The sequence below is a fragment of the Kribbella sp. CWNU-51 genome (assembly GCF_054073265.1).
The window spans coordinates 129,075-147,643 of record NZ_JBSXMZ010000020.1 but is presented as its reverse complement, the minus strand read 5'-3'; the positions used below and the strand labels follow the sequence as shown (position 1 = coordinate 147,643).

Below are 18,569 nucleotides of genomic sequence, written 5' to 3'. Positions count from 1 at the left end.
CAGGTTCGTCCGCGCACCACCGCCGAGCCAGCACCCCGGCCTGCGAGTGATCATGTGGCCCGTTGGGCTTCTTCGTGTCTGCGCCGGCCTTCGCGGAGTTCGAGAGCCGCCAGGAGGACGCGCCGGACCAGGCCCGCGAGCGGGTCATCGGCGCCGGCGATGTCGTCGCTGACCGCGGCCAGGATGGCGTCGAGGTGGTCGCCGGTGGCAGCGGTGGTGCTGACCACGTCGTCCATGAGTTGGATGGCTTTCCGCAGCGGGTCTGAAGGCTCGTTGAGGTCGAACGTGGCCCGCCAAAGCGAGCCTGCGGCGGCGTCGCTCAGAACTGCGGCAACCCGGCCGGGCGCGTACGCCAACGCCTCGGCTACGGCCTCGGCCCAGCCGCACAGGATTGTCAGGTCGTCGACATTCAGCGGCGTCGGACCTGACAGCTGCTGAACCGGCGTCTCATCTTGGGAGCCAGTCGGCGCCGGGCGGATCTGATGCTGGCCAACGGCGTAGAGGTCGACCGCGTTCTGCACCGGGCGACGCCCGTCGTTGCTGTGCCGCTGCGCGGGGCTGACGCATGCGGTCAGCAGAACGCCCTGTGCCCCGGGCTCCAGCGGGATCTCGTTGAAGCCGTTGCTGGGGTCTTTCCACAGGCCGACTACACGTGCGGCAGCGAGTCCGCCTGGACGGCACCGGTCTACCAGGCCCCACGCGCTGAGGGTCAGTACGGCGGAACCTGGGTCGTCGGCAAATACGCTCGCGTAGCGAGCGGACCATCGCGATGCGAGCTGCGGCCCGTCGAGAAGCGGCGCCACGATCCCCGTCGGGCCGATCGCGCGGATGAGGTCGGAGACTTCGTCGTTCTGCGCAAGGTCCTCGCAGATCAGGACTACTACGGTGAACCCTTCGCCGAACTCGATGAAGTGGAGAACGCGTCGGGGTGCGTTCACGGCTTCCCACCACCGCATCGCGGGGTGCAGCTCTCCTCCGAGGTGGTACTGATAGATCTGCCCGGCGTCCAACGACCATCGATGATGCTTGTTCTGGCGGACGTGGAACCAGCCGGTGCCGAAGCCCTCCAGCGGTCGGGAGCGGCCCTTCTCCAGTTGCGGTGACAGGCCCCAGTGCACCCAGTTGTCGGGGAACTCGTCGAGCGGTGATCGCTGTCGGCGTACGCCGGTGGCGAGCGAGGCGACACCATGTGACTCGAGTAGTGCCTCCAACGGCGCAAGCTCATCCTCCGCGAGCGCGCTTTCCGGCAGGCACACCACGTCGATGCTGTCGACCTCGTTGCGAGCGGCGACCAGCATCCGGTCGACCAGATCCAGGTCGAGTCGCTCGGCGGGGTCGAAGTCGAAGAATCCATACGGTTCGTCGGTATCGCGCTGCGCGGAACCTTCGACGGGGCGAAAGTCGCTTGCGCGGATCTGCAACGGCCACGGCAGCAGCAGGAAGTTGACATGATCGGCGCGAGGCTCGGTGCCGCGCCGACGGGCCGGCAGTTTGTGCCATCGCACGCAGACGCTCGGCCCCTGCGCGGTCGCGTACCGGGACATGGATCGGATGGAGGTTCCTGGCCCTGTAGGCGTGCGCACCTTGGGCAGCACCAGCACCGCGTCGGGCGAAATGCGCGCGAGTGTGCCGCGCTGCGCGAGCAGCTCCCGAGCGCGGCCCCGATAGCCGCACCCGAGGGGATTCGAAGCGGCCAGGGCGACGCCGAGCCCGGCGCACGCCTCATCGGCGATGGCGTGCAGCGTCAGCAGTGCCGCGCACAGGTCCCAGTCGGCGCCGGTGGAAAGCTCCTCCAGCGGCGTCGTCGCTGCGGCGACCACGATGTCCATCATGCTGACAAGCAGCGGCGGAACCGGTTCTCCGGGCGCATCGACGACGCCACTCCACGCGCGGCCGACCGCCTCGACCGTCGTCGACCACCGGCTTCGTGATTCGGGCGGCCACTGTCGCCCAGGCGGCGGCGACAGCGCGAAGCGAAAGGCCCCCGACCGCTCCAGCAACAACGACGTCAGCGCGAAGAGGTCCGGCGGCCACTCCAGAAGCTCAGCGCTCAGTGGCCGGCCGCTCATCGCCTGCCAGAGCGACCCCGCGGTCGTCCGCCGCGGTTCGCCCGCGCCCAACTGGTACTCGACCATCAACCCGCCTCCGCCGACGTCGACGCCCGTACCTGCTCCAGCCAGCCTAAGGCTAAGGTCCGCCCGCGGTTCTGACCGACGATCCAGCCGAGATCGACGGGACAGGTCGGGACTGGGGGACCCATGACGTTGGGACGCGGGGGCGAGGAGGTTGGGGTCAGGCCGGCCGAACGCGCCGGTGTTGGAGGGGACCTGAAATGCTCACCACCTACCGTGCGAGGGTTGGGGCCGCGACCGGTGCGGCGTTCGTCGCCGCGATCTTCATCGGCAACAGCATGGCCACCGCCGGGCAATCTCAGTCGAGCCACCCGAGTGGTCAGGAAGTGCTCAGCGATGCGGCGCGGGCCGCATCGAGTACGTCGGCGACGGTCGGCTTCGTGCTGGAGGTGACCGGATTCGTGCTGTTCATGATCTTCGTCGGCTACCTGTGGGGGGTGCTGCGGCGGGACACAGGCGGAAGGGACACCGCTGCCGGGACGAGCTTGGTCGCGGCGATCACGATGCTTGCGATCAAACTGGGTTCCGCGGCCCCGATCATCGCGCTCTCGGTGGATCGCGACCATCTCTCCCCGGAGCTCGCCCAGGTCCTCAACGACATCAACGGTTCGGCCTTCATCGTGAGTTGGCTGCCGTTCGCCGTGTTCGTCGGGTCACTGGCCGTGGCTCTGCACGTCGCTGGGCTGGTGGGCCGTCCCACGGCGTACGTCGGTCTGGTCGTCGGCGTTGTCGGTGTGGGCCTGGCGGTGCTCGGCTTCAAGGATCCGCTGGGCGCGAACCCGCTGGCGTTCCTGGCGGGAATGCTGTGGCTGGCGGTCGTGGCGGTCCGGCTCGCGGTGCGGCCCGGCCTCCGGCGCGGATCCGGGCAGCGGGCGGCCGATTCGGCGCTCGTAGGCGCCTGAAGAAGACCTCATGGCCAACTGGGGCGGGTCGCGGGACGATGAAGCGGTGGTGACCGACAACGCCGAGCAACGTTCCGCGACCTGGGTCTGGGTCGCGGTCGTGGTCGCCGTGCTCGACACGATCGCGGTCGCGGTCGCGCTCTGGGTCGCGGTCGCGGCCGACCTGAAGCTCGACATCGTCGGCACCGGGTCGTGGATCAACCTCGTCGCCGGGCCGGCGTTCCCGTTGCTGGCGGCCCTTGTCCTGCGCCGGAGCGCGCAGGACCGGCCGCCGCACCAGGATCGGCTCGCCTGGCTCTTCCTGGGCTTCGGGGTGCTGTGCGCCGCGACCATCGTGCTGCACATCTACGCCGACTACGCGCTGCGGAACGGATCGCCCCTCTCCGTCCCGAGCGCGTGGGTTTCCAGTTGGTTGTGGATCGGAGTCCCGGCCGGGCTGCTCCTCATCCTGTTGCTGTTCCCGACCGGCGAGCTGCCCGGACCGCGGTGGCGGGTGGTCGCGGCCTTGGTGGGAGTTGCCGCTTTCGCCGTGTGGATCAGCGTTGCGCTGGCGCCCGGGCCGATGACCGACTTCGCCGGCGACCATCCGAACCCTTTCGGTTGGCACTCCGCGGCGGACGCCCTTGGCGTGCTCGGGTCTGCCGGCATGGTGTCCCTCGCGTGTGCCGCGATCGGCACCGTGGCCGCGGTCGTGTGGCGGTTCCGGCGCGGTGACGCCGCAGTACGGTCGCAGTTGCGATGGCTGGTCGTCACGGTCGGGGTCATCGCACTGACGATCGCGCTTCCTGTTCCCAACGGCCTCGCGGGGGCAGCTCTGGTGCTGAACGTGGTCGCCACGTTCCTTCTCCCGGTGGCACTCGGCGTGGCCCTCACCCGCCGCGACGGCCTCCTCCTTCCACGGGTGCTCGTGTACGGCCTGCTCTCGGTGCTCCTGCTCATCGCCTTCCTGACCATCGTCGGCCTGGCAGAGGCGCTGTTCGGCGCGCGCGCCGAGGGCGTAGCCGGCGTCGTGGCCGCAGGTGTGGTCGCGGTGGCCTTCGCCCCGCTGCGAACCAGGCTCCAGCACGCGGTCGACCGACTCGTGTACGGCGACAGAGGCGACCCCTACGAGGCGCTGTCGGATCTCGGTCGCCGACTCACCTCGAGTCCCGACGATTTGCTCAACGAGGCGGTGCTGTCGGTGGCACATGCGCTTCGCGCGCCGTACGCGGCTGTCATCCTCACCGGCGACACGGCGCCGACCGCAGCGGTGGGAACGCCCACCGGGGACGAGATCGTCGTGCCGTTGTCCGTGCGCGGGTCTGACGTCGGCTCACTGCAGGTCAGCCCGCGCGGCCCACGCGAACGGTACGGCGAGCGCGACCTCGCACTGGTGTCCGACCTGTCGCGCCACATCGCTGTCGCGGCGCATGCGGCCGCGCTGACTCGCGACCTGCTGCACTCCCGCGAGTCGCTCGTGATCGCGCGGGAGGAGGAACGCCGCCGGATCCGTCGGGATCTCCACGACGGACTCGGGCCGGCTCTGGCCGGGATCGCCTTCGGCATCGATGCTGCGCGCAACAATTTGACCCGCGACCCGGCCGCGACCGATGCCGCGCTGGCAGGACTGAAGGCCGAGGTGCAGACGTCCGTCGCCGACGTACGCCGGCTCGTCTACGACTTACGGCCGCCGGCCCTCGACCAACTCGGGCTGGTGCCGGCCATCGAGGAGTACGGCGCCCGGCTGGTCGAACGCGGCGCCCTCTTGGTGACCGTGTCGGCACCCGACCTGCCTCCCCTGCCCGCGGCGGTGGAGGTGGCGGCGTACCGGATCGCCGTCGAGGCGCTCACCAACGCGGCTCGGCACTCCCGTGCGCGCACCTCCAGGGTCTCGTTCGAGATCGACGACTCGACCCTGCGGCTCCACGTCGACGACGATGGCGACGGCGTACCGGACCAGCGCACGTACCGCGGCAACGGACTCGGGATGTCCGCGATGGCCGAGCGAGCCGCCGAGCTGGGCGGAACCTGCTCGGTCGGCCCTCGGCCCGGTGGCGGCACCGCGGTCACAGCGGAACTTCCCTTGCGGAGCGCGCCATGACCCGGACCCGGGTGATCGTGGCGGACGACCACCCGACGTTCCGCCGGGGTCTGGGGGCGTTGTTCGACAGCCTCGAGAACGTCGAGCTCGTCGGTGAGGCGGCGGACGGCGAGGCCGCTGTCGAGCTCGCCGCACAGCTCGTACCCGATGTCGTAGTCATGGATCTCAACATGCCGGGCGTCAACGGCGTCGAGGCAACCCGCCGGATCCTCGGCGCGAACCCGGATATCGCGGTCCTGGTGCTGACCATGCTGGACGAGGACGAGTCGGTGTTCGCCGCGATGCGCGCCGGTGCCCGCGGCTACGTCGTGAAAGGCGCCGACACCGAGGACGTACTCCGGGCGCTGGAGTCGGTAGCCCGCGGCGACGCGGTCTTCGGACCCGCGATCGCGAGCCGTGTGCTGGCCTACCTCACCCGGCCGCTGTCGGCCCGCGACCCCGTCCTGTTCCCCGAACTGTCCGACCGTGAGCGCGAAGTGCTCGAGCTGCTGGCCCGAGGGATGTCGAACAGCCAGATTGCCCGCACGCTCGTCATCGCCCCCAAGACCGTACGCAACCACCTGAGCAACGTCTTCACCAAGCTCCAGGTCCGCGACCGCAACGAGGCGATCGAACGCGCCCGCCGTGCCGGCCTCGGCCAAGCCGACAACCCACGCCCCAAGTCGAATTCGAACCTGCGACCAACAGACTAAAAGGCCGCGCGTTGCCGCGTCACCAGTCGACTCCCTTTCGCGTCACGAACCCTGTCATGCGATCTTCGACGGCATATCGGGTGAAGCATGAGTTGTGCCAGAGTTACCGATGTGCCTTCGGGTCCGCCGCTCTTGGCCTCGCCAGGTTGTGCTGATAGGCGAAGATCACGGCCTGTACGCGGTCGCGCAGTTCGAGCTTCATCAGTACGCGGGCGACGTGGGTCTTCACGGTCGTCGCGGAGACGACCAGCTCGTCGGCGATCTCCGCGTTGGTCAGGCCGCGGGCGAGCAACGCGAGCACCTCACGCTCGCGGGAGGTTAGTCCGGCCAGTCGCTGCTCGGCCCTGGGGTCGAGCGTCCGCGGACGATCCAGGAACGAGTCGATCATCCGCCGGGTCAGCGAGGGTGCGAGCAATGACTCCCCGGCGTACACGGCGTGGATACCGGCCACCAGCAGCTCGGGCCGCACATCCTTGAGCAGGAACCCGCTGGCTCCCGCCTTCAGCGCCTCGTACACGTACTGGTCCATGTCGAACGTCGTCAGCATGACCACGCGGGCGCTGCTGTCCGGGTCCGCGGTCAGTATCCGGGTCGCCTCGATGCCGTCCGTCCCGGGCATCCGAACGTCCATCAGCACGATGTCGGGCCGCAGCTCGCGGGCCTTGTCCACGGCGTCGTCGCCGTCGACGGCCTCGCCGACGACCTCCAGGTCCTGCTCGATCTCGAGGATCAGCTGGAAGCCACGGCGGACCAGTGCCTGGTCGTCGGCGATCAGCACGGTGATCATGGCGTCCCGACGGTCCCCGGCTCGGCGAGGTCGTCGCGCTCGAGTGGCATGGTGGCGACCAGCTCGAAGCCGCCCTGCTGACGCGGCCGGGCGAGCAGGCTCCCGCCGTACACCGCAACGCGCTCCTTCAGGCCCAGCAGTCCGTGCCCGGCCTCGGTGCCCGTCACCGCAGCCTGTCCGTCGTCGCGTACGGCGACCTCGAGATGCTCGTCGCGGTACTCGATCGACACCTCGACCCGGGTCGGCGACGCCGCGTGCCGGAGGGTGTTGGTGAGGCCCTCCTGGATCAGCCGGTACGCGGTGAGGTCGAGTCCCGGCGCCACCGGCCGCCGTACCCCGGTCACGTGCAGTCCGACGGTCAGGCCGCCGGAACGGAACTTCTGCACCAGCCGGTCGATCTGGGCCAGGCCGGTTGGTGGCTCCCTGTCGGTCGTGTCGCCGGACTGTCGAAGCATGCCCACCATCCGTCTCATCTCGACGAGGGCTTCCCGTCCGACCGCCTCGACAGTCTCCAGCGCCTCGCGCTCGACGCTCTGCCCAGGGGCGAGCCGGCGCCGTACCGCAGAAGCCTGGACGGTCATCACACTGACGCTGTGCCCGATCACGTCGTGCAGCTCCCGGGCGATCCGGTTGCGCTCCTCGGCGACCGCGCGGGACGCCCACTGCTGCCGGGCCAGGCGGCGCTGCTCGGCGTTCTGCAGCTGGCTGCGGACCAGGGCCCCGACCAGCCAGGCGATCACCCATGGTGAGAGCCATACGAGGGCGTGCGCCTTTGCCTCGAGCGTCGGGTTCGACGGGTCCAGGCCGGCCCAGACGACCCAGAGCAGGACGACGAGTACCAGGCCCCACCAAGCCGGGCGGCGACGCTCCCACCGCGCGACCGAGTAGGCAGCCACGATGCCCGGGATCGCGACCCCCTGACCTTCGGGTGAGCCGAACACGGCGAACTCGGCCGCGCTGACCACCAGGATCGCCGTCAGGCAGGCCAGCGGGTTCCGGCGACGCAGGACCAGTAGGGCGCCGGTCACGACGTATAGCAATGCCTCTGCCCAGTGCGGGCCCTGCCGGTGCGTCGCGCCGATGCCCCAGAACGCTTCCAGCACGCCGAGGGACGCCACAACCAGCGCGATCGTGACATCGAAGGCCCAGCTCCGACGGCTCATGTGTCGACGATAGATCCACCCAAGGAGGCAGCGCGTCCTCCGGCCGGAGGACAGGGACTCGCCCGGACGGACGATCCCGAAAACGTGACCCCGGATGACGCCTCCGACGCGGTGTCTTTCCTACCGTCGAAAGGCGTTCCATGACGGGGCGCCACAACCACAGGAGGAAGAATCATGCACGCAATTCCCCGGACGGCCGGAATCGGCCTCCTCGTCTACGGTCTCGGCACCGCGATCGCTTTCGTAGGGGCAGGAGCCCCGGGCGGTGACTACGAAGGCTCGCTCGTCAACGACTACATCGCCACCAGCCATTTCGCCCCGGCGTTCGCGTTCTGGTACGTCGGGGCACTGGCCGCCCTCGGCCTGCTCGTGTTCGGCCACGGCCTGCGGAACCTCCCCTCGGTCGGCGGCTTCCTTGAGGGTCTGGCCATCGCGGCCACTGCGACGAGCGTCGTCGGCGTCTTCGTCTCCGGCGGACTTGAGGTCGCGATGGCCGAGGGAGGCAGCGCGGTGCGGGCCGGTGTGCCGCATCCTGTGATCTATACGATCACCGAGATCGGCAACCTGCTGGCCATCTGCTCTCCGGCGCTGTTCGTCGGCGTGGCCGCACTTGTGCTGGCTCGTCGATCTGCCCTCCCAGGTTGGCTTCGTGGCTTCTGCGTCGTCGCGGGACTGTGCGGCATCCTCGCGCCCTTCTACTTCACCTACTTCGTGTTCCTGCTCTGGACCGTCGTCGCGGGCGTGTTCCTCATCGCGTCGAGGACCACGCGCCCGGTTGTGGAGCCGGCAGACTCACTGGTGTGACAGCTCCGCACGCAGCGATCAGGCCGGGCCGGTAACGAGCCCGCAGACCTCAGCAGGCAATGTGCCTTAGGGCCTGACCCGACCACTGATGAGTCGATCAGCCGTTCTCGTACGCACTGGCGTTCGCCGTCGGTGGCCGTTGCTTTATTCCTAGGGCATTCGCCGCGTCGTGTGCACTCGTCAGGGCTACTCGGCCCCTGATGTTGCCCGTGCTGGCGACGTTGGAGCCGCCGCCGGAGGGCCTCGGCGTGGCGCACTGGTCGTCGCGGCTGCCGGCCGACCACCTCGGTGGGATTTCGCATGTGTGGGTCGGCAAGACCTGGAAGAGTGCACTTCACCCCGACCAGCGGCGCTCAACGTCCCGACGCTGACGACCGCGGTTGCGTGCTCGGCTACGTGCTCTGACGAGGACGCCGACGGTGCATCGTGGCACCGCGATTTCTGACGTGCCGGAGCAATCATCGAATATCCTCGGAGGGCGTGCTGACACGCGGCGGGCAGACGGCAGGAGGCCTCCGATGAAGGGTGATCGAGTCGAGATCGTCGTCGATATCGGAGATGCCACCCGGACTTACGAGATGGTGGCGACCAAGGCTGGACGTCGAGTAGAGACTGCCGTACGACGTAGCTTGGTCGAGGTCACCGAGCTGACCCGTAGCGGCGCCGTGGTCCGCACAGCACGGTTCATGGCGAGTCGAGTCGTTGCCCTGGTGGAACACCCCGCAAAAGAAGGCAAACCGATCGATCCCGACGATCAATAGCCGCTGCCTCCGCCGTCCCCGACGATCAGCACAGTTCTGTCGGTGCAGCAGATGGAGGGACTGAGGTCTTTGCTGAATAAGGCCTCGGGAGATGATGCGTCTACCGACCGACAGGTGATGGTCAGGCCCCCTGGTCCTCGGCCAGGGTGGGGTCCAGTGCTTCACCCTGGGGCGAGGCCTGTCGCCGGCGGGTCAGGATGCGCTGAGCAACGCGGTATGGGCCGGTTGATCGGTGTGGCCGGATACACCAGGGCTGTGCTGTACAACGGGCTCGGGAACTCCCCGGCCGCGTTGGAGGCGGCCCGGCGGGCGGTCGTGTACCGAGATCTGACCGCGCACGGGTGGACGCTCAGCGAGCTCGTCGAGGCGGCGGCTCGCGCCGGCGAGGTGGCGTTGGCCGCGCAGGCGCGGGACAGCCTCGTCGAGTGGACCTCGTCCGGCACGCCGTGGGCGCTCGGTGCACGGATGCTCGCCGACGCGCTCGCCGGACCGGCGGCGCAGGCCGACGACCGTTATCGCGCGGCGATCGACCAGTTCGGTCGCTGCAAGCTCACGCTGATGGAAGCGCGGGCCCGGCTTGCTGTACGGCGAATGGCTGCGCCGGGAGAACCACCGTGGTCAAGCCCGCACCGAGCTGCGGGCGACGCATGCCGCGTTCACCGCGATGGGCGCGGAGGCGTTCGCCGAGCGGGCCAGGCGAGAACTGGCCGCTACCGGCGAGACCGTGCGCAAGCGGACGCTGGGCGTGCCCGAGCAGCTGACCTCACAGGAGTCGCAGGTCGTCCGGCAGGCGGTGGCCGGGCGATCCAACCCGGAGATCGCGGCGGCGCTGTTCCTCAGCCCGCGGACCGTCGAATGGCACCTGCGGAAGGTCTTCGGCAAACTGGGCATCTCGTCCCGCCGAGAGCTCGCCGCCGCCCTAGGCGACCACTGACCGCCGGTGCGGTCCAGGAAGTCTTCTTCGTCGTCCGGCGCGCCTGATCCCTGTGCGTACGGTTGGGGCCGAGGGGGTTCAGGGGTTGTCCCAGCCGCGGCGCGGAGAGTGAGTGGCGGTCCGCTGGTCGCGGCTGCGGTAGACGATGTAGGGCCTGGTCAGGTAGCCGAGCGGGGCGCTGAAGACGTGGACCAGGCGGGTGAAGGGCCAGAGGGCGAAGAGGGTGATGGCGACGAGGCCGTGGAGCTGGAAGGTGAGGGGAGCTTCGGCCATCAGGGCAGGGTGGACGTCGAAGCGGAAGAGGCCGCGGAACCAGATCGAGACGCCGTCGCGGTAGTCGTAGTGGCCGAAGATGTTCGCGATCACCGTGTTCACGAGGCCGAGCATTATGACGGTGGCGAGGAACAGGTACATGACCTTGTCCATCCGGGTGGTTGCAGAGAACACCGGTCCGACCGTGCGGCGGCGGTAGATGAGGATAGCCAGGCCGGCGACCGTGGAGAAGCCGGCGATCGCGCCGATCGAGACGGCGAGGAAGTGGTAGAGACCCTCTGAGATGCCAACCGCCTCGGTCCAGGACTTCGGTACGCCGAGACCGATCACGTGCCCGAGGAACACGCCCAGGATGCCGAAGTGGAACAGCGGGCTGCCCCAGCGCAGCAGTCTGTTCTCGTACAGCTGCGAGGACCGGGTGGTCCAGCCGAACTTGTCGTAGCGGTAGCGCCAGAAGTGCCCGGCGACGAAGATCGTCAGGCAGATGTAGGGATAGACCACCCACAGGAACTCGCTCATCGGCGTGCTCCGGGAAACGTTGGCATCGGCAACGGTTGGGTCGCCGGGTCGAAGGCCGGTGTCGCGTACGGCGTGAGTCCGACTTCCTCCTGCGGTGGGCCTTCGGCGGCGAGGCGGTCGATCGCGGCGCGTTCGTCACCGGCAAGCGGCGGCAGTGTCGCGGTGATCCCTTGTACGGCGCCGTGCCAGGCGGACCCGGCCTCCGCGAGAGCCAGCCGAAGGATCTCGAGACCCGCGCGGTGATCGATCAGCAAGCGCCACCCGAGTCGCTGGTCGACAGTCGCCGCGTACTCCAGCACCACACAGAGGTGATCGGGCAGTTCGGTATCGTCCAGCACGAAGCCGGACCGCAGGTAGGTCTGCTTGAAGCGCAAGAGTGCGACTCCACGACGCCTGGTGTCTCCGTGGGCGAAGTAGGTCAGGTAGAGGGTGTGCCGTCGCCGGTTGTCGAACGTGTCGACGTACCGTTGCTGGAGCGCGGACAAGTCTTCGGATGCGAGCTCTCGAGCGGTGGCGCGGAGCGGATCCCCGACGGTCCGGGGGAGGCGGGCCGCTCCCTGCTGGATGAGTTGCAGCCGTGAGAGCAGTTCGTCATCGGGGTAGTCGAGCAGCAGCGATGCTGCCTGCCAGGCGATGGTGAGGTCGCGAGGGGGCAGTTGCGGGTTCGGGTACTTCATGGCTGATCGGCCTTCGGTGGGAAGAGGCCGTCCGGTTTGCCCTTGCCGTCCCAGTTCAGCAGGTTGACCCGGTCGGCGGTCTGCCGGTCCTTCAGCATCTGGAAGTTCTCGACCGCGATCGGGGTCGGTACGCCGGAACCCTCGCCGAACGGGCCCGATCCACCCATGCCCGGACCACCTTCGTAGTCGAGCGAGCACTCGGTCGCCAACTCCTCCAGCGCATGGGCCTGCTCGGCATGCGCCGGTGGGATCACGTAGCGTTCGTCGTACTTGGCCAGTGCCAGCAGGCGGTACATGTCGTACATCTCCTCCTCGGTCATGCCGACCGCGTGGGGGATGCCGCCGTCGGGATCGCGGCCGAGGTTGATGTCACGCATGTACGAGCGCATCGCGGCGAGCTTGCGCAGGACGAGATCGACAGGCTGTACGTCGCCTGCGGTGAACAACTCGGCCAAGTACTCGATCGGGATCCGCAGTGCGTCGATGGCGGCGAACAGGTTCTCCCGCTTCTCGGCGTCCTCGCCGGTCTCCCTGACGACGTCGACGACGGGAGACAGAGGCGGGATGTACCAGACCATCGGTAGGGTTCGGTACTCCGGATGCAGCGGCAGAGCGACCTGGTAGCGGTTGATCAACGCGTACACGGGCGATCGTCGAGCGGCCTCGATCCAGTCGTGCGGGATCCCGGCCCGCTCGGCGTCGCGTCGTACGTCGGGGTCCGAGGGATCGAGGAACACGTCCCGCTGGGCTTCGTAGAGTCCCTGCTCGTCCGGTGTCGACGCGGCGGCCAGGACCTTGTCGGCGTCGTACAGCATCAGGCCGAGGTAGCGCAGCCGGCCGACACACGTCTCCGAGCAGACCGTCGGCAGGCCGACTTCCACTCGCGGGAAGCAGAACGTGCACTTCTCCGCTTTGCCGGTGCGGTGGTTGAAGTAGACCTTCTTGTACGGACAGCCGGAGATGCACATCCGCCAGCCGCGGCAGCGATCCTGGTCGACCAGCACGATGCCATCCTCGGACCGCTTGTAGATGGCGCCGCTCGGACAGGAGGCGGCGCACGACGGGTTCAGGCAGTGCTCGCAGATCCGCGGCAGGTAGAACATGAAGGTCTGCTCGAACTCGAACTTGACCTTGTCGCCGACCTTCTTCAGCACCGGGTCTCGCTCTGCTGTCGCTGCGGAGCCACCGAGGTCGTCGTCCCAGTTCGCCGACCAGGAGACCTTCATGTTCTGCCCGGAGATCAGTGACTTCGGCCGGGCGACCGGCGTGTGCTGCTGGGCCGGCGCGTCGGTCAGCGTCGCGTAGTCGTAGGTCCAGGGCTCGTAGTAGTCCTGGATGGACGGCATCTTCGGGTTGGAGAAGATGGTCAAGAGCTTCTTCAACCGCCCACCTGCCTTGAGCGTGAGCCGGCCGCGCTTGGTGAGCGTCCAGCCGCCCTTCCACGTCTCTTGGTCCTCGTAGGTCCGTGGATAGCCCTGGCCGGGCCGGGTCTCGACGTTGTTGAACCAGACGTACTCGGTGCCGGGGCGGTTGGTCCAGGCCTGCTTGCAGGTGACCGAGCAGGTGTGGCAGCCGATGCACTTGTCGAGGTTCATGACCATCGCCATCTGCGCCATGACTCGCATCAGTAGGTCACCTCCTGGGAGCGACGCCGGATCACGGTGACCTCGTCTCTCTGGTTCCCTGTCGGCCCCAGGTAGTTGAAGGCGAAGGACAGTTGGGCATACCCGCCGATCAGATGTGTCGGCTTGATCAGCAGGCGGGTCAGCGAGTTATGGATGCCGCCGCGCTTCTTCGACGCCTCCGCGATCGGTACGTCGATCAGCCGATCCTGCGCGTGATGCATGTACACCGTGCCCTCGGGCATCCGATGCGAGACGATCGCGCGGGCCACGACGACGCCGTTGCGGTTGACCGCCTCGATCCAGTCGTTGTCCGCGATGCCGACCTTGGCGGCGTCCTTGTCGCTCATCCAGATGGCCTGGCCGCCGCGCGACAGCGACAGCATGAACAGGTTGTCCTGGTACTCCGAGTGGATCGACCACTTGCTGTGCGGCGTCAGGTAGCGAACCGTCACGCCGTGCTCGGTGACCGAGCCGATCTCCGGCTCGGCGAACAGTGCGCCCATGTCGAGTGGTGGACGGTAAACGGGCAGGTTCTCGCCGAGCTCTGCCATCCAGTCGTGGTCCAGGAAGAAGTGCTGGCGACCGGTGAGCGTGTGCCAGGGCTTGAGCCGTTCGACGTTGATGGTGAACGGCGAATAGCGCCGGCCGCCGGTCTCAGAGCCCGACCACTCCGGGGAGGTGATGACCGGCACCGGAGCGGCTTGGGTGTCGGCGAACGTGATGCGCTTGCCCTCGTGCTCCGCGGCCAGATCGTGCAGTGGTTTGCCGACCCGGGTCTCGAGTGTCTTGAAGCCCTCGGTGGCGAGGCGGCCGTTCGTCGTACCCGACAGGGCCAGGATCGCCTCGCAGGCGTGGATGTCGCGCTTCAGTGACGGGCGGCCGTCGGCCGGGCCGCCGCGGACAGCGCCGTTCTTCGCGCGCAAGTAGTCGACCGGCTCGGTCACGTCGTAGGTGACGCCCTTGGTTGTCGCGCCGAGCTTCTCCATCAGCGGGCCGAGGGCCGACATCTTGGCGGCAACGGCACCGTAGTCGCGTTCGACCTCGACGAGCTTCGGCATCGTGACACCGGGAATCGGGTCGCAGTCGCCGGCCTTCCAATCGCGAACGATGCCGTGCGGATTCGCCAGCTCGTCCGGCGTGTCATGCAGGAGTGGTACGGCGACGATGTCACGGCGTACGCCGAGATGCTGCTGGGCCAGCTCGCTGAACTTCTCGGCGATCGTCTGCCACGCGTCCCAGTCCGTGCGGGTCTGCCACGGCGGCGCGATGGCGGGGTTGAAGGAGTGGATGAACGGATGCATGTCGGTGGTGTTGAGGTCGTGCTTCTCGTACCACGTCGCCGCCGGCAGGACGACGTCGGAGAAGAGTGTCGTGCTGGTCTGCCGGAAGTCCAGCGTGAGCAGGAGATCCAGCTTGCCGCGCGGCGCCTCGTCGTGCCACTCCACCTCGCGCGGGCGGCTGCCCGCCGGTGCCTCGCCGGCTCGCAGCGACGAGCCGGCACCGAGGAGGTGCTCAAGGAAGTACTCGTTGCCCTTGGCCGACGAGCCGAGCAGGTTGGCCCGCCAGATCGACAGGATCCGCGGGAAGTTCTCGGGTGAGTCCGGGTCCTCACAGGCGAACCGGAGCGCTCCGGTCTTGAGCTGGTCGACGACGTGCTCGGCGACCGGCCGTCCCGCGGCGTGCGCCTCGTCGGCGAGGTCGTGCGGATTGCGGTTGAACGTCGGGTACGACGGCATCCAGCCGAGCCGGGCGCTGAGCGCGATCAGGTCGGCGGTGGTCTTCCCGGCCAGTTGTCCCTGTCCCGTCGTCGCGGCCAGCGTATCCGCACCGAACGGGTCGTAGCGGAACTGGTCGGTGTGCAGGTACCAGTAGGCGGTCTGGATCATCTGCCGTGGCGGCCGTGACCAGTCGAGCCCGAACGCGAGCTGAGCCCAGCCGGTGATCGGGCGGCATTTCTCCTGCCCGACGTAGTGAGCCCAGCCGCCGCCGTTCACACCCTGGCAGCCGGTCAGCGTGGTGAGCGCCAGGAACGCGCGGTAGATGGTGTCGGAGTGGAACCAGTGGTTCGTGCCGGCGCCCATCACGATCATCGAGCGGCCCCGGGAGTCCTCGGCGTTCTGCGCGAACTCGCGAGCGATGCGGGCAGCCGCTGCCGCCGGAACACCGGTGATGCGCTCTTGCCAAGCCGGAGTGTACGGCGCGAGGTCGTCGTACGAACTGGGCCAGCCGCCGGGCAGTCCGGGGCGGGCGACGCCGTACTGGGCGAGCATCAGGTCGTAGACCGTCGCGACGAGGTGTCCGCCGATCCGCCGCGCGGGGACGCCACGGATGAGGTCACCGGCTGCCCCGTCACCGGTGTCGAACCGCGGCAGCCGGAGCAGCACAGGCTCGGCGTCCCCGCCGGCCAGCGACAGCGCCGGATCCACCGGGCCAAGGTCGAGATTCCACTTGCCTTGGCCGGCCTCGCCGAAGCGGTGACCGAGCGAACCGTTCGGTACAACGGGCCGGCCGGTGGCCGAGTCCACCATCACGGTCTTGAAGTCGGCGTTCTCCTCCGAGAGGTCCGGGAGATCGGCCGCGGTGAGGAACTTGCCCGGCCGGTGCACACCGTTGCCTACGGCATCGAGCCGGACCAGGTAGGGGAGGTCGGTGTAGGTCTTGGCGTAGTGCGTGAAGTACGGCGTCTCGCGATCGACGAAGAACTCCTTCAGGATCACGTGTCCCATCGCCATCGCCAGCGCGCCGTCCGTACCGGGTGCCGCGGGCAACCACTCGTCGGCGAATTTCACGTTGTCCGCGTAGTCCGGTGACACCGCGATGACCTTCTGGCCGCGGTAGCGCGCCTCGGCCATCCAATGCGCATCCGGCGTTCTGGTGACCGGCAGGTTCGAACCCCACATGATCAGGTAGCCGGCGTCCCACCAGTCTCCGGATTCGGGTACGTCGGTCTGGTCGCCGAACACCTGTGGTGAGGCCACCGGGAGGTCGGCGTACCAGTCGTAGAACGACAGCATCGTGCCGCCGATCAGTGACGTGAACCGTGCGCCCGAGGCGTGCGACACCATCGACATCGCCGGGATCGGCGAGAACCCGGCGATCCGGTCGGGTCCCCATTTCTTCAGCGTGTGCACGTACGCGGCAGCGACGAGCTCGGTGGCCTCGTCCCAGGTCGCCCGGACGAGTCCGCCCTTGCCACGGGCGGACTTGTACTTTTGTGCGAGCGTTGGATTGTCGACAATGTGCGCCCAGGCGGCGACCGGATCGCCGTTGTACTGGGACTTGGCCTCGCGGTACATCTGCAGCAGCACGCCACGGATGTAGGGGTAGCGGATGCGCGTGGGGGAGTAGGTGTACCAGGAGAAGGCGGCACCGCGTGGGCAGCCGCGGGGCTCGTACTCAGGCTTGTCGGGACCGACCGAGGGGTAGTCGGTCTGCTGCGTCTCCCAGGTGATGATGCCGTCCTTGACATACACCTTCCACGAGCAGGAGCCGGTGCAGTTCACCCCATGGGTGGAGCGCACGACCTTGTCATGACTCCAGCGATCCCGGTAGAAGTCGTCGGCGCTCCGGCCACCGATCTTGTGCAGGGTGCGCAGGTCGTCGGAGACCACGCCCCTGGTGAAGTAGCGCCGAGTCCGGACCAAGGCCTCACTGAGCCCGCCATCCAGGCCGATGCCCGAGGCGTCGTTCGAGCCGTCCCCAGTGCTCATACAGCTCCCTCGCTAGTCGCTGTGCGGTGCTCGTGACGCGTCGGGTCGGCCGTCCTTCTCACGATCGTCAGGGTCAGCAGCAACGTCAAGGCCGCGGTGACCGAAAGCAACGTCAGGCCGATGCCGTACGACTGGGTGCGGCCGTAGACGTAGCCCATGATCAGCGGGGGGACGAAGCCACCGAGGCCGCCGGCCGCACCGACGAGGCCGGTCACGCCGCCGACCCGGGCCGGGTCGGTGACCTTCGCGACGAGCGCGAAAGTGGCTCCGCTGCCACCGCCGAGAGCGGCGGCCATGGACAGGAAGGCCGCGGTTCCGACGTGCTCGAGCAGGGGCGTGCTGGCGGCGACCGCCGCGCCCCCGGCGACGATCGCGTAGCAACCGGCGAGAACGGGCACCGGTCCGAAACGGTCCGACAGCCAGCCACCGATCGGTCGCATCAGGACGGCGACCACGACGAAGCCGGCCATCCGGTTCGCCGCGTCGGCGGCGCTCAGGTCGTACGCAGTCTTCAGGTACGACGGTAGGTAGACCGAGAAGGCCACATAGCCGCCGAAGGCGACGGCGTACAAGATGCAGGCCTGCCAGCTGATCGGGAGCTTGGCGTTCGCCACCAGCCGGGTCACGAACGATCCCTGCGCGGGGCGCCGGTTCGGCGCGTCCCGCAGTACCAGCCACGCCAGTACGGCGTACCCGGCCAGGACGCAGGCCGTGATCACGAACGGAACCCGGTGGCCGGCATTGCTGTACAGCTTCACGGTGGTCAGCGCGCTGATCGCCGTACCGCCCATACCCGCGCCGAAGATGCCGACCGCGAGACCTTTGCGCTCCGGCGGGAACCAGGCACTCACGAAGGGCACGCCGACCGCGAAGGTGGTGCCGCCGATGCCGAGGAAGAAGCCGCCGATCAGGAGTGCGCCGTACGAGTCGAGCCCGAAGAAGCCGATGAACAGGATCGGCACGATGGTCGCGGCGGTGACCAGCGGGAACATCACCCGCCCGCCGAACCGATCGGTCAGGGCACCGACCGGAATGCGGCCGAGCGAGCCGACCAGCACCGGTACGGCGACCAGCAGCGCGACATCCGACTCGGACAGCCGGCCGAGTGTGCCCTGGGTCCGGAACAGCGGCCCGAGCGGACTCAGCAGCGCCCAGGCCCAAAAGTTGACCGCGAACCCGACCGTGGCGACGGCAAGCATCACCCATGGTGCTCGCTCAGCTCTCTCCGCGGGGCGATCGACGTCGCGTCCGTTCATCGCAGGCTCCTCGCGCCGAATTCAGGTCTCGATCGTCGCGCGGCGCGGCGCGGCCGCCCCAGGGCCATCGGTCCCGCCGGGCTGCGCCGAAAGGCCCGGCTAGTGATCTCTCAAGGGCTGGCGCGCGAGGCCGTCCGCCTACAGGAGTCGGGCCTGACGCCTGTGGTTTGGCCACAGCCGTCGCCGGAGACTCGAGGTGACCGATGGGAGGGTCCGCGGTTGCGGCACGTCGTACGCGCACGACTTCGCTGAGC

Annotated in this window: 14 protein-coding genes; 6 read left to right on the top strand and 8 right to left on the bottom strand. The window is 68.5% G+C overall.

Features of this window, described 5'->3' with window-relative positions:
- Nucleotides 1-50 precede the first annotated feature (50 nt).
- Nucleotides 51-2,003: a hypothetical protein gene (locus ACXC9Q_RS22505; RefSeq protein ID WP_457058599.1), complete on the bottom strand. Its 1,953-nt coding sequence runs from the start codon at nt 2,001-2,003 to the stop codon at nt 51-53.
- 329 nt (nt 2,004-2,332) lie between these two features.
- Here ACXC9Q_RS22505 and ACXC9Q_RS22500 point away from each other — a divergent pair, with 329 nt between their 5' ends.
- From ACXC9Q_RS22500 to ACXC9Q_RS22490, 3 genes are read left to right on the top strand one after another with little or no spacing between them, the layout of a single operon-like run.
- Nucleotides 2,333-3,034 (top strand): hypothetical protein, encoded by a 702-nt coding sequence (locus tag ACXC9Q_RS22500; protein WP_457058598.1) that lies wholly within the window; start codon nt 2,333-2,335, stop codon nt 3,032-3,034.
- A gap of 10 nt (nt 3,035-3,044) precedes the next feature.
- Nucleotides 3,045-5,114: a histidine kinase gene (locus tag ACXC9Q_RS22495; protein ID WP_457058597.1), complete on the top strand. Its 2,070-nt coding sequence runs from the start codon at nt 3,045-3,047 to the stop codon at nt 5,112-5,114.
- A complete protein-coding gene (locus ACXC9Q_RS22490; protein ID WP_457058596.1) occupies nt 5,111-5,806 on the top strand; it encodes a response regulator in 696 nt (231 codons plus the stop codon). Before ACXC9Q_RS22495 ends, ACXC9Q_RS22490 begins: the two co-directional genes overlap by 4 nt.
- A gap of 103 nt (nt 5,807-5,909) precedes the next feature.
- Here the strand turns inward: ACXC9Q_RS22490 and ACXC9Q_RS22485 are convergent, their stop codons facing one another.
- Together ACXC9Q_RS22485 and ACXC9Q_RS22480 are read right to left on the bottom strand one after the other, a co-directional pair.
- A complete protein-coding gene (locus ACXC9Q_RS22485; protein ID WP_457058595.1) occupies nt 5,910-6,593 on the bottom strand; it encodes a response regulator in 684 nt (227 codons plus the stop codon).
- Nucleotides 6,590-7,756 (bottom strand): sensor histidine kinase, encoded by a 1,167-nt coding sequence (locus tag ACXC9Q_RS22480; protein ID WP_457058594.1) that lies wholly within the window; start codon nt 7,754-7,756, stop codon nt 6,590-6,592. Before ACXC9Q_RS22480 ends, ACXC9Q_RS22485 begins: the two co-directional genes overlap by 4 nt.
- A gap of 174 nt (nt 7,757-7,930) precedes the next feature.
- On the opposite strand from ACXC9Q_RS22480, the gene ACXC9Q_RS22475 reads away from it, so the two are divergent.
- The 3 genes from ACXC9Q_RS22475 (at nt 7,931) to ACXC9Q_RS22465 (ending at nt 10,255) form a co-directional block, all read left to right on the top strand.
- Nucleotides 7,931-8,560 (top strand): hypothetical protein, encoded by a 630-nt coding sequence (locus ACXC9Q_RS22475; RefSeq protein WP_457058593.1) that lies wholly within the window; start codon nt 7,931-7,933, stop codon nt 8,558-8,560.
- A 518-nt stretch (nt 8,561-9,078) separates the two neighbouring features.
- Nucleotides 9,079-9,321, top strand: a complete 243-nt coding sequence (locus tag ACXC9Q_RS22470) for a hypothetical protein (protein ID WP_457058592.1) — start codon at nt 9,079-9,081, stop codon at nt 9,319-9,321.
- A 577-nt stretch (nt 9,322-9,898) separates the two neighbouring features.
- Nucleotides 9,899-10,255 (top strand): helix-turn-helix domain-containing protein, encoded by a 357-nt coding sequence (locus tag ACXC9Q_RS22465; RefSeq protein ID WP_457058591.1) that lies wholly within the window; start codon nt 9,899-9,901, stop codon nt 10,253-10,255.
- Nucleotides 10,256-10,333: 78 nt separating this feature from the next.
- Here the strand turns inward: ACXC9Q_RS22465 and narI are convergent, their stop codons facing one another.
- The 5 genes from narI to ACXC9Q_RS22440 are packed head-to-tail and all read right to left on the bottom strand — an operon-like array spanning nt 10,334 to nt 18,315.
- On the bottom strand, nt 10,334-11,047 hold the full coding sequence (narI, locus tag ACXC9Q_RS22460) for a respiratory nitrate reductase subunit gamma (RefSeq protein WP_457058590.1): 714 nt from the start codon (nt 11,045-11,047) through the stop codon (nt 10,334-10,336).
- A complete protein-coding gene (gene narJ / locus ACXC9Q_RS22455; RefSeq protein WP_457058589.1) occupies nt 11,044-11,724 on the bottom strand; it encodes a nitrate reductase molybdenum cofactor assembly chaperone in 681 nt (226 codons plus the stop codon). Before narJ ends, narI begins: the two co-directional genes overlap by 4 nt.
- Nucleotides 11,721-13,349 carry a nitrate reductase subunit beta gene (gene narH, locus ACXC9Q_RS22450; RefSeq protein ID WP_457058588.1) on the bottom strand — a complete coding sequence of 543 codons (1,629 nt, stop codon included), beginning with the start codon at nt 13,347-13,349 and terminating at the stop codon, nt 11,721-11,723. Before narH ends, narJ begins: the two co-directional genes overlap by 4 nt.
- Nucleotides 13,349-17,059: a nitrate reductase subunit alpha gene (locus tag ACXC9Q_RS22445; protein ID WP_457058587.1), complete on the bottom strand. Its 3,711-nt coding sequence runs from the start codon at nt 17,057-17,059 to the stop codon at nt 13,349-13,351. The genes narH and ACXC9Q_RS22445 overlap by 1 nt, the downstream gene beginning before the upstream one ends.
- Nucleotides 17,056-18,315, bottom strand: a complete 1,260-nt coding sequence (locus ACXC9Q_RS22440) for an MFS transporter (protein ID WP_457058586.1) — start codon at nt 18,313-18,315, stop codon at nt 17,056-17,058. Before ACXC9Q_RS22440 ends, ACXC9Q_RS22445 begins: the two co-directional genes overlap by 4 nt.
- Nucleotides 18,316-18,569 lie beyond the last annotated feature (254 nt).

Bases quoted from the DNA above. Each gene is read 5' to 3' on its own strand.
- narJ (WP_457058589.1), bottom strand. From the start codon at position 11,724: ATGAAGTACCCGAACCCGCAACTGCCCCCTCGCGACCTCACCATCGCC.
- ACXC9Q_RS22445 (WP_457058587.1), bottom strand. From the start codon at position 17,059: ATGAGCACTGGGGACGGCTCGAACGACGCCTCGGGCATCGGCCTGGAT.
- ACXC9Q_RS22480 (WP_457058594.1), bottom strand. From the start codon at position 7,756: ATGAGCCGTCGGAGCTGGGCCTTCGATGTCACGATCGCGCTGGTTGTG.
- ACXC9Q_RS22495 (WP_457058597.1), top strand. From the start codon at position 3,045: ATGGCCAACTGGGGCGGGTCGCGGGACGATGAAGCGGTGGTGACCGAC.
- ACXC9Q_RS22490 (WP_457058596.1), top strand. From the start codon at position 5,111: ATGACCCGGACCCGGGTGATCGTGGCGGACGACCACCCGACGTTCCGC.
- ACXC9Q_RS22440 (WP_457058586.1), bottom strand. From the start codon at position 18,315: ATGAACGGACGCGACGTCGATCGCCCCGCGGAGAGAGCTGAGCGAGCA.
- narI (WP_457058590.1), bottom strand. From the start codon at position 11,047: ATGAGCGAGTTCCTGTGGGTGGTCTATCCCTACATCTGCCTGACGATC.
- ACXC9Q_RS22475 (WP_457058593.1), top strand. From the start codon at position 7,931: ATGCACGCAATTCCCCGGACGGCCGGAATCGGCCTCCTCGTCTACGGT.
- ACXC9Q_RS22470 (WP_457058592.1), top strand. From the start codon at position 9,079: ATGAAGGGTGATCGAGTCGAGATCGTCGTCGATATCGGAGATGCCACC.
- narH (WP_457058588.1), bottom strand. From the start codon at position 13,349: ATGCGAGTCATGGCGCAGATGGCGATGGTCATGAACCTCGACAAGTGC.
- ACXC9Q_RS22485 (WP_457058595.1), bottom strand. From the start codon at position 6,593: ATGATCACCGTGCTGATCGCCGACGACCAGGCACTGGTCCGCCGTGGC.
- ACXC9Q_RS22500 (WP_457058598.1), top strand. From the start codon at position 2,333: ATGCTCACCACCTACCGTGCGAGGGTTGGGGCCGCGACCGGTGCGGCG.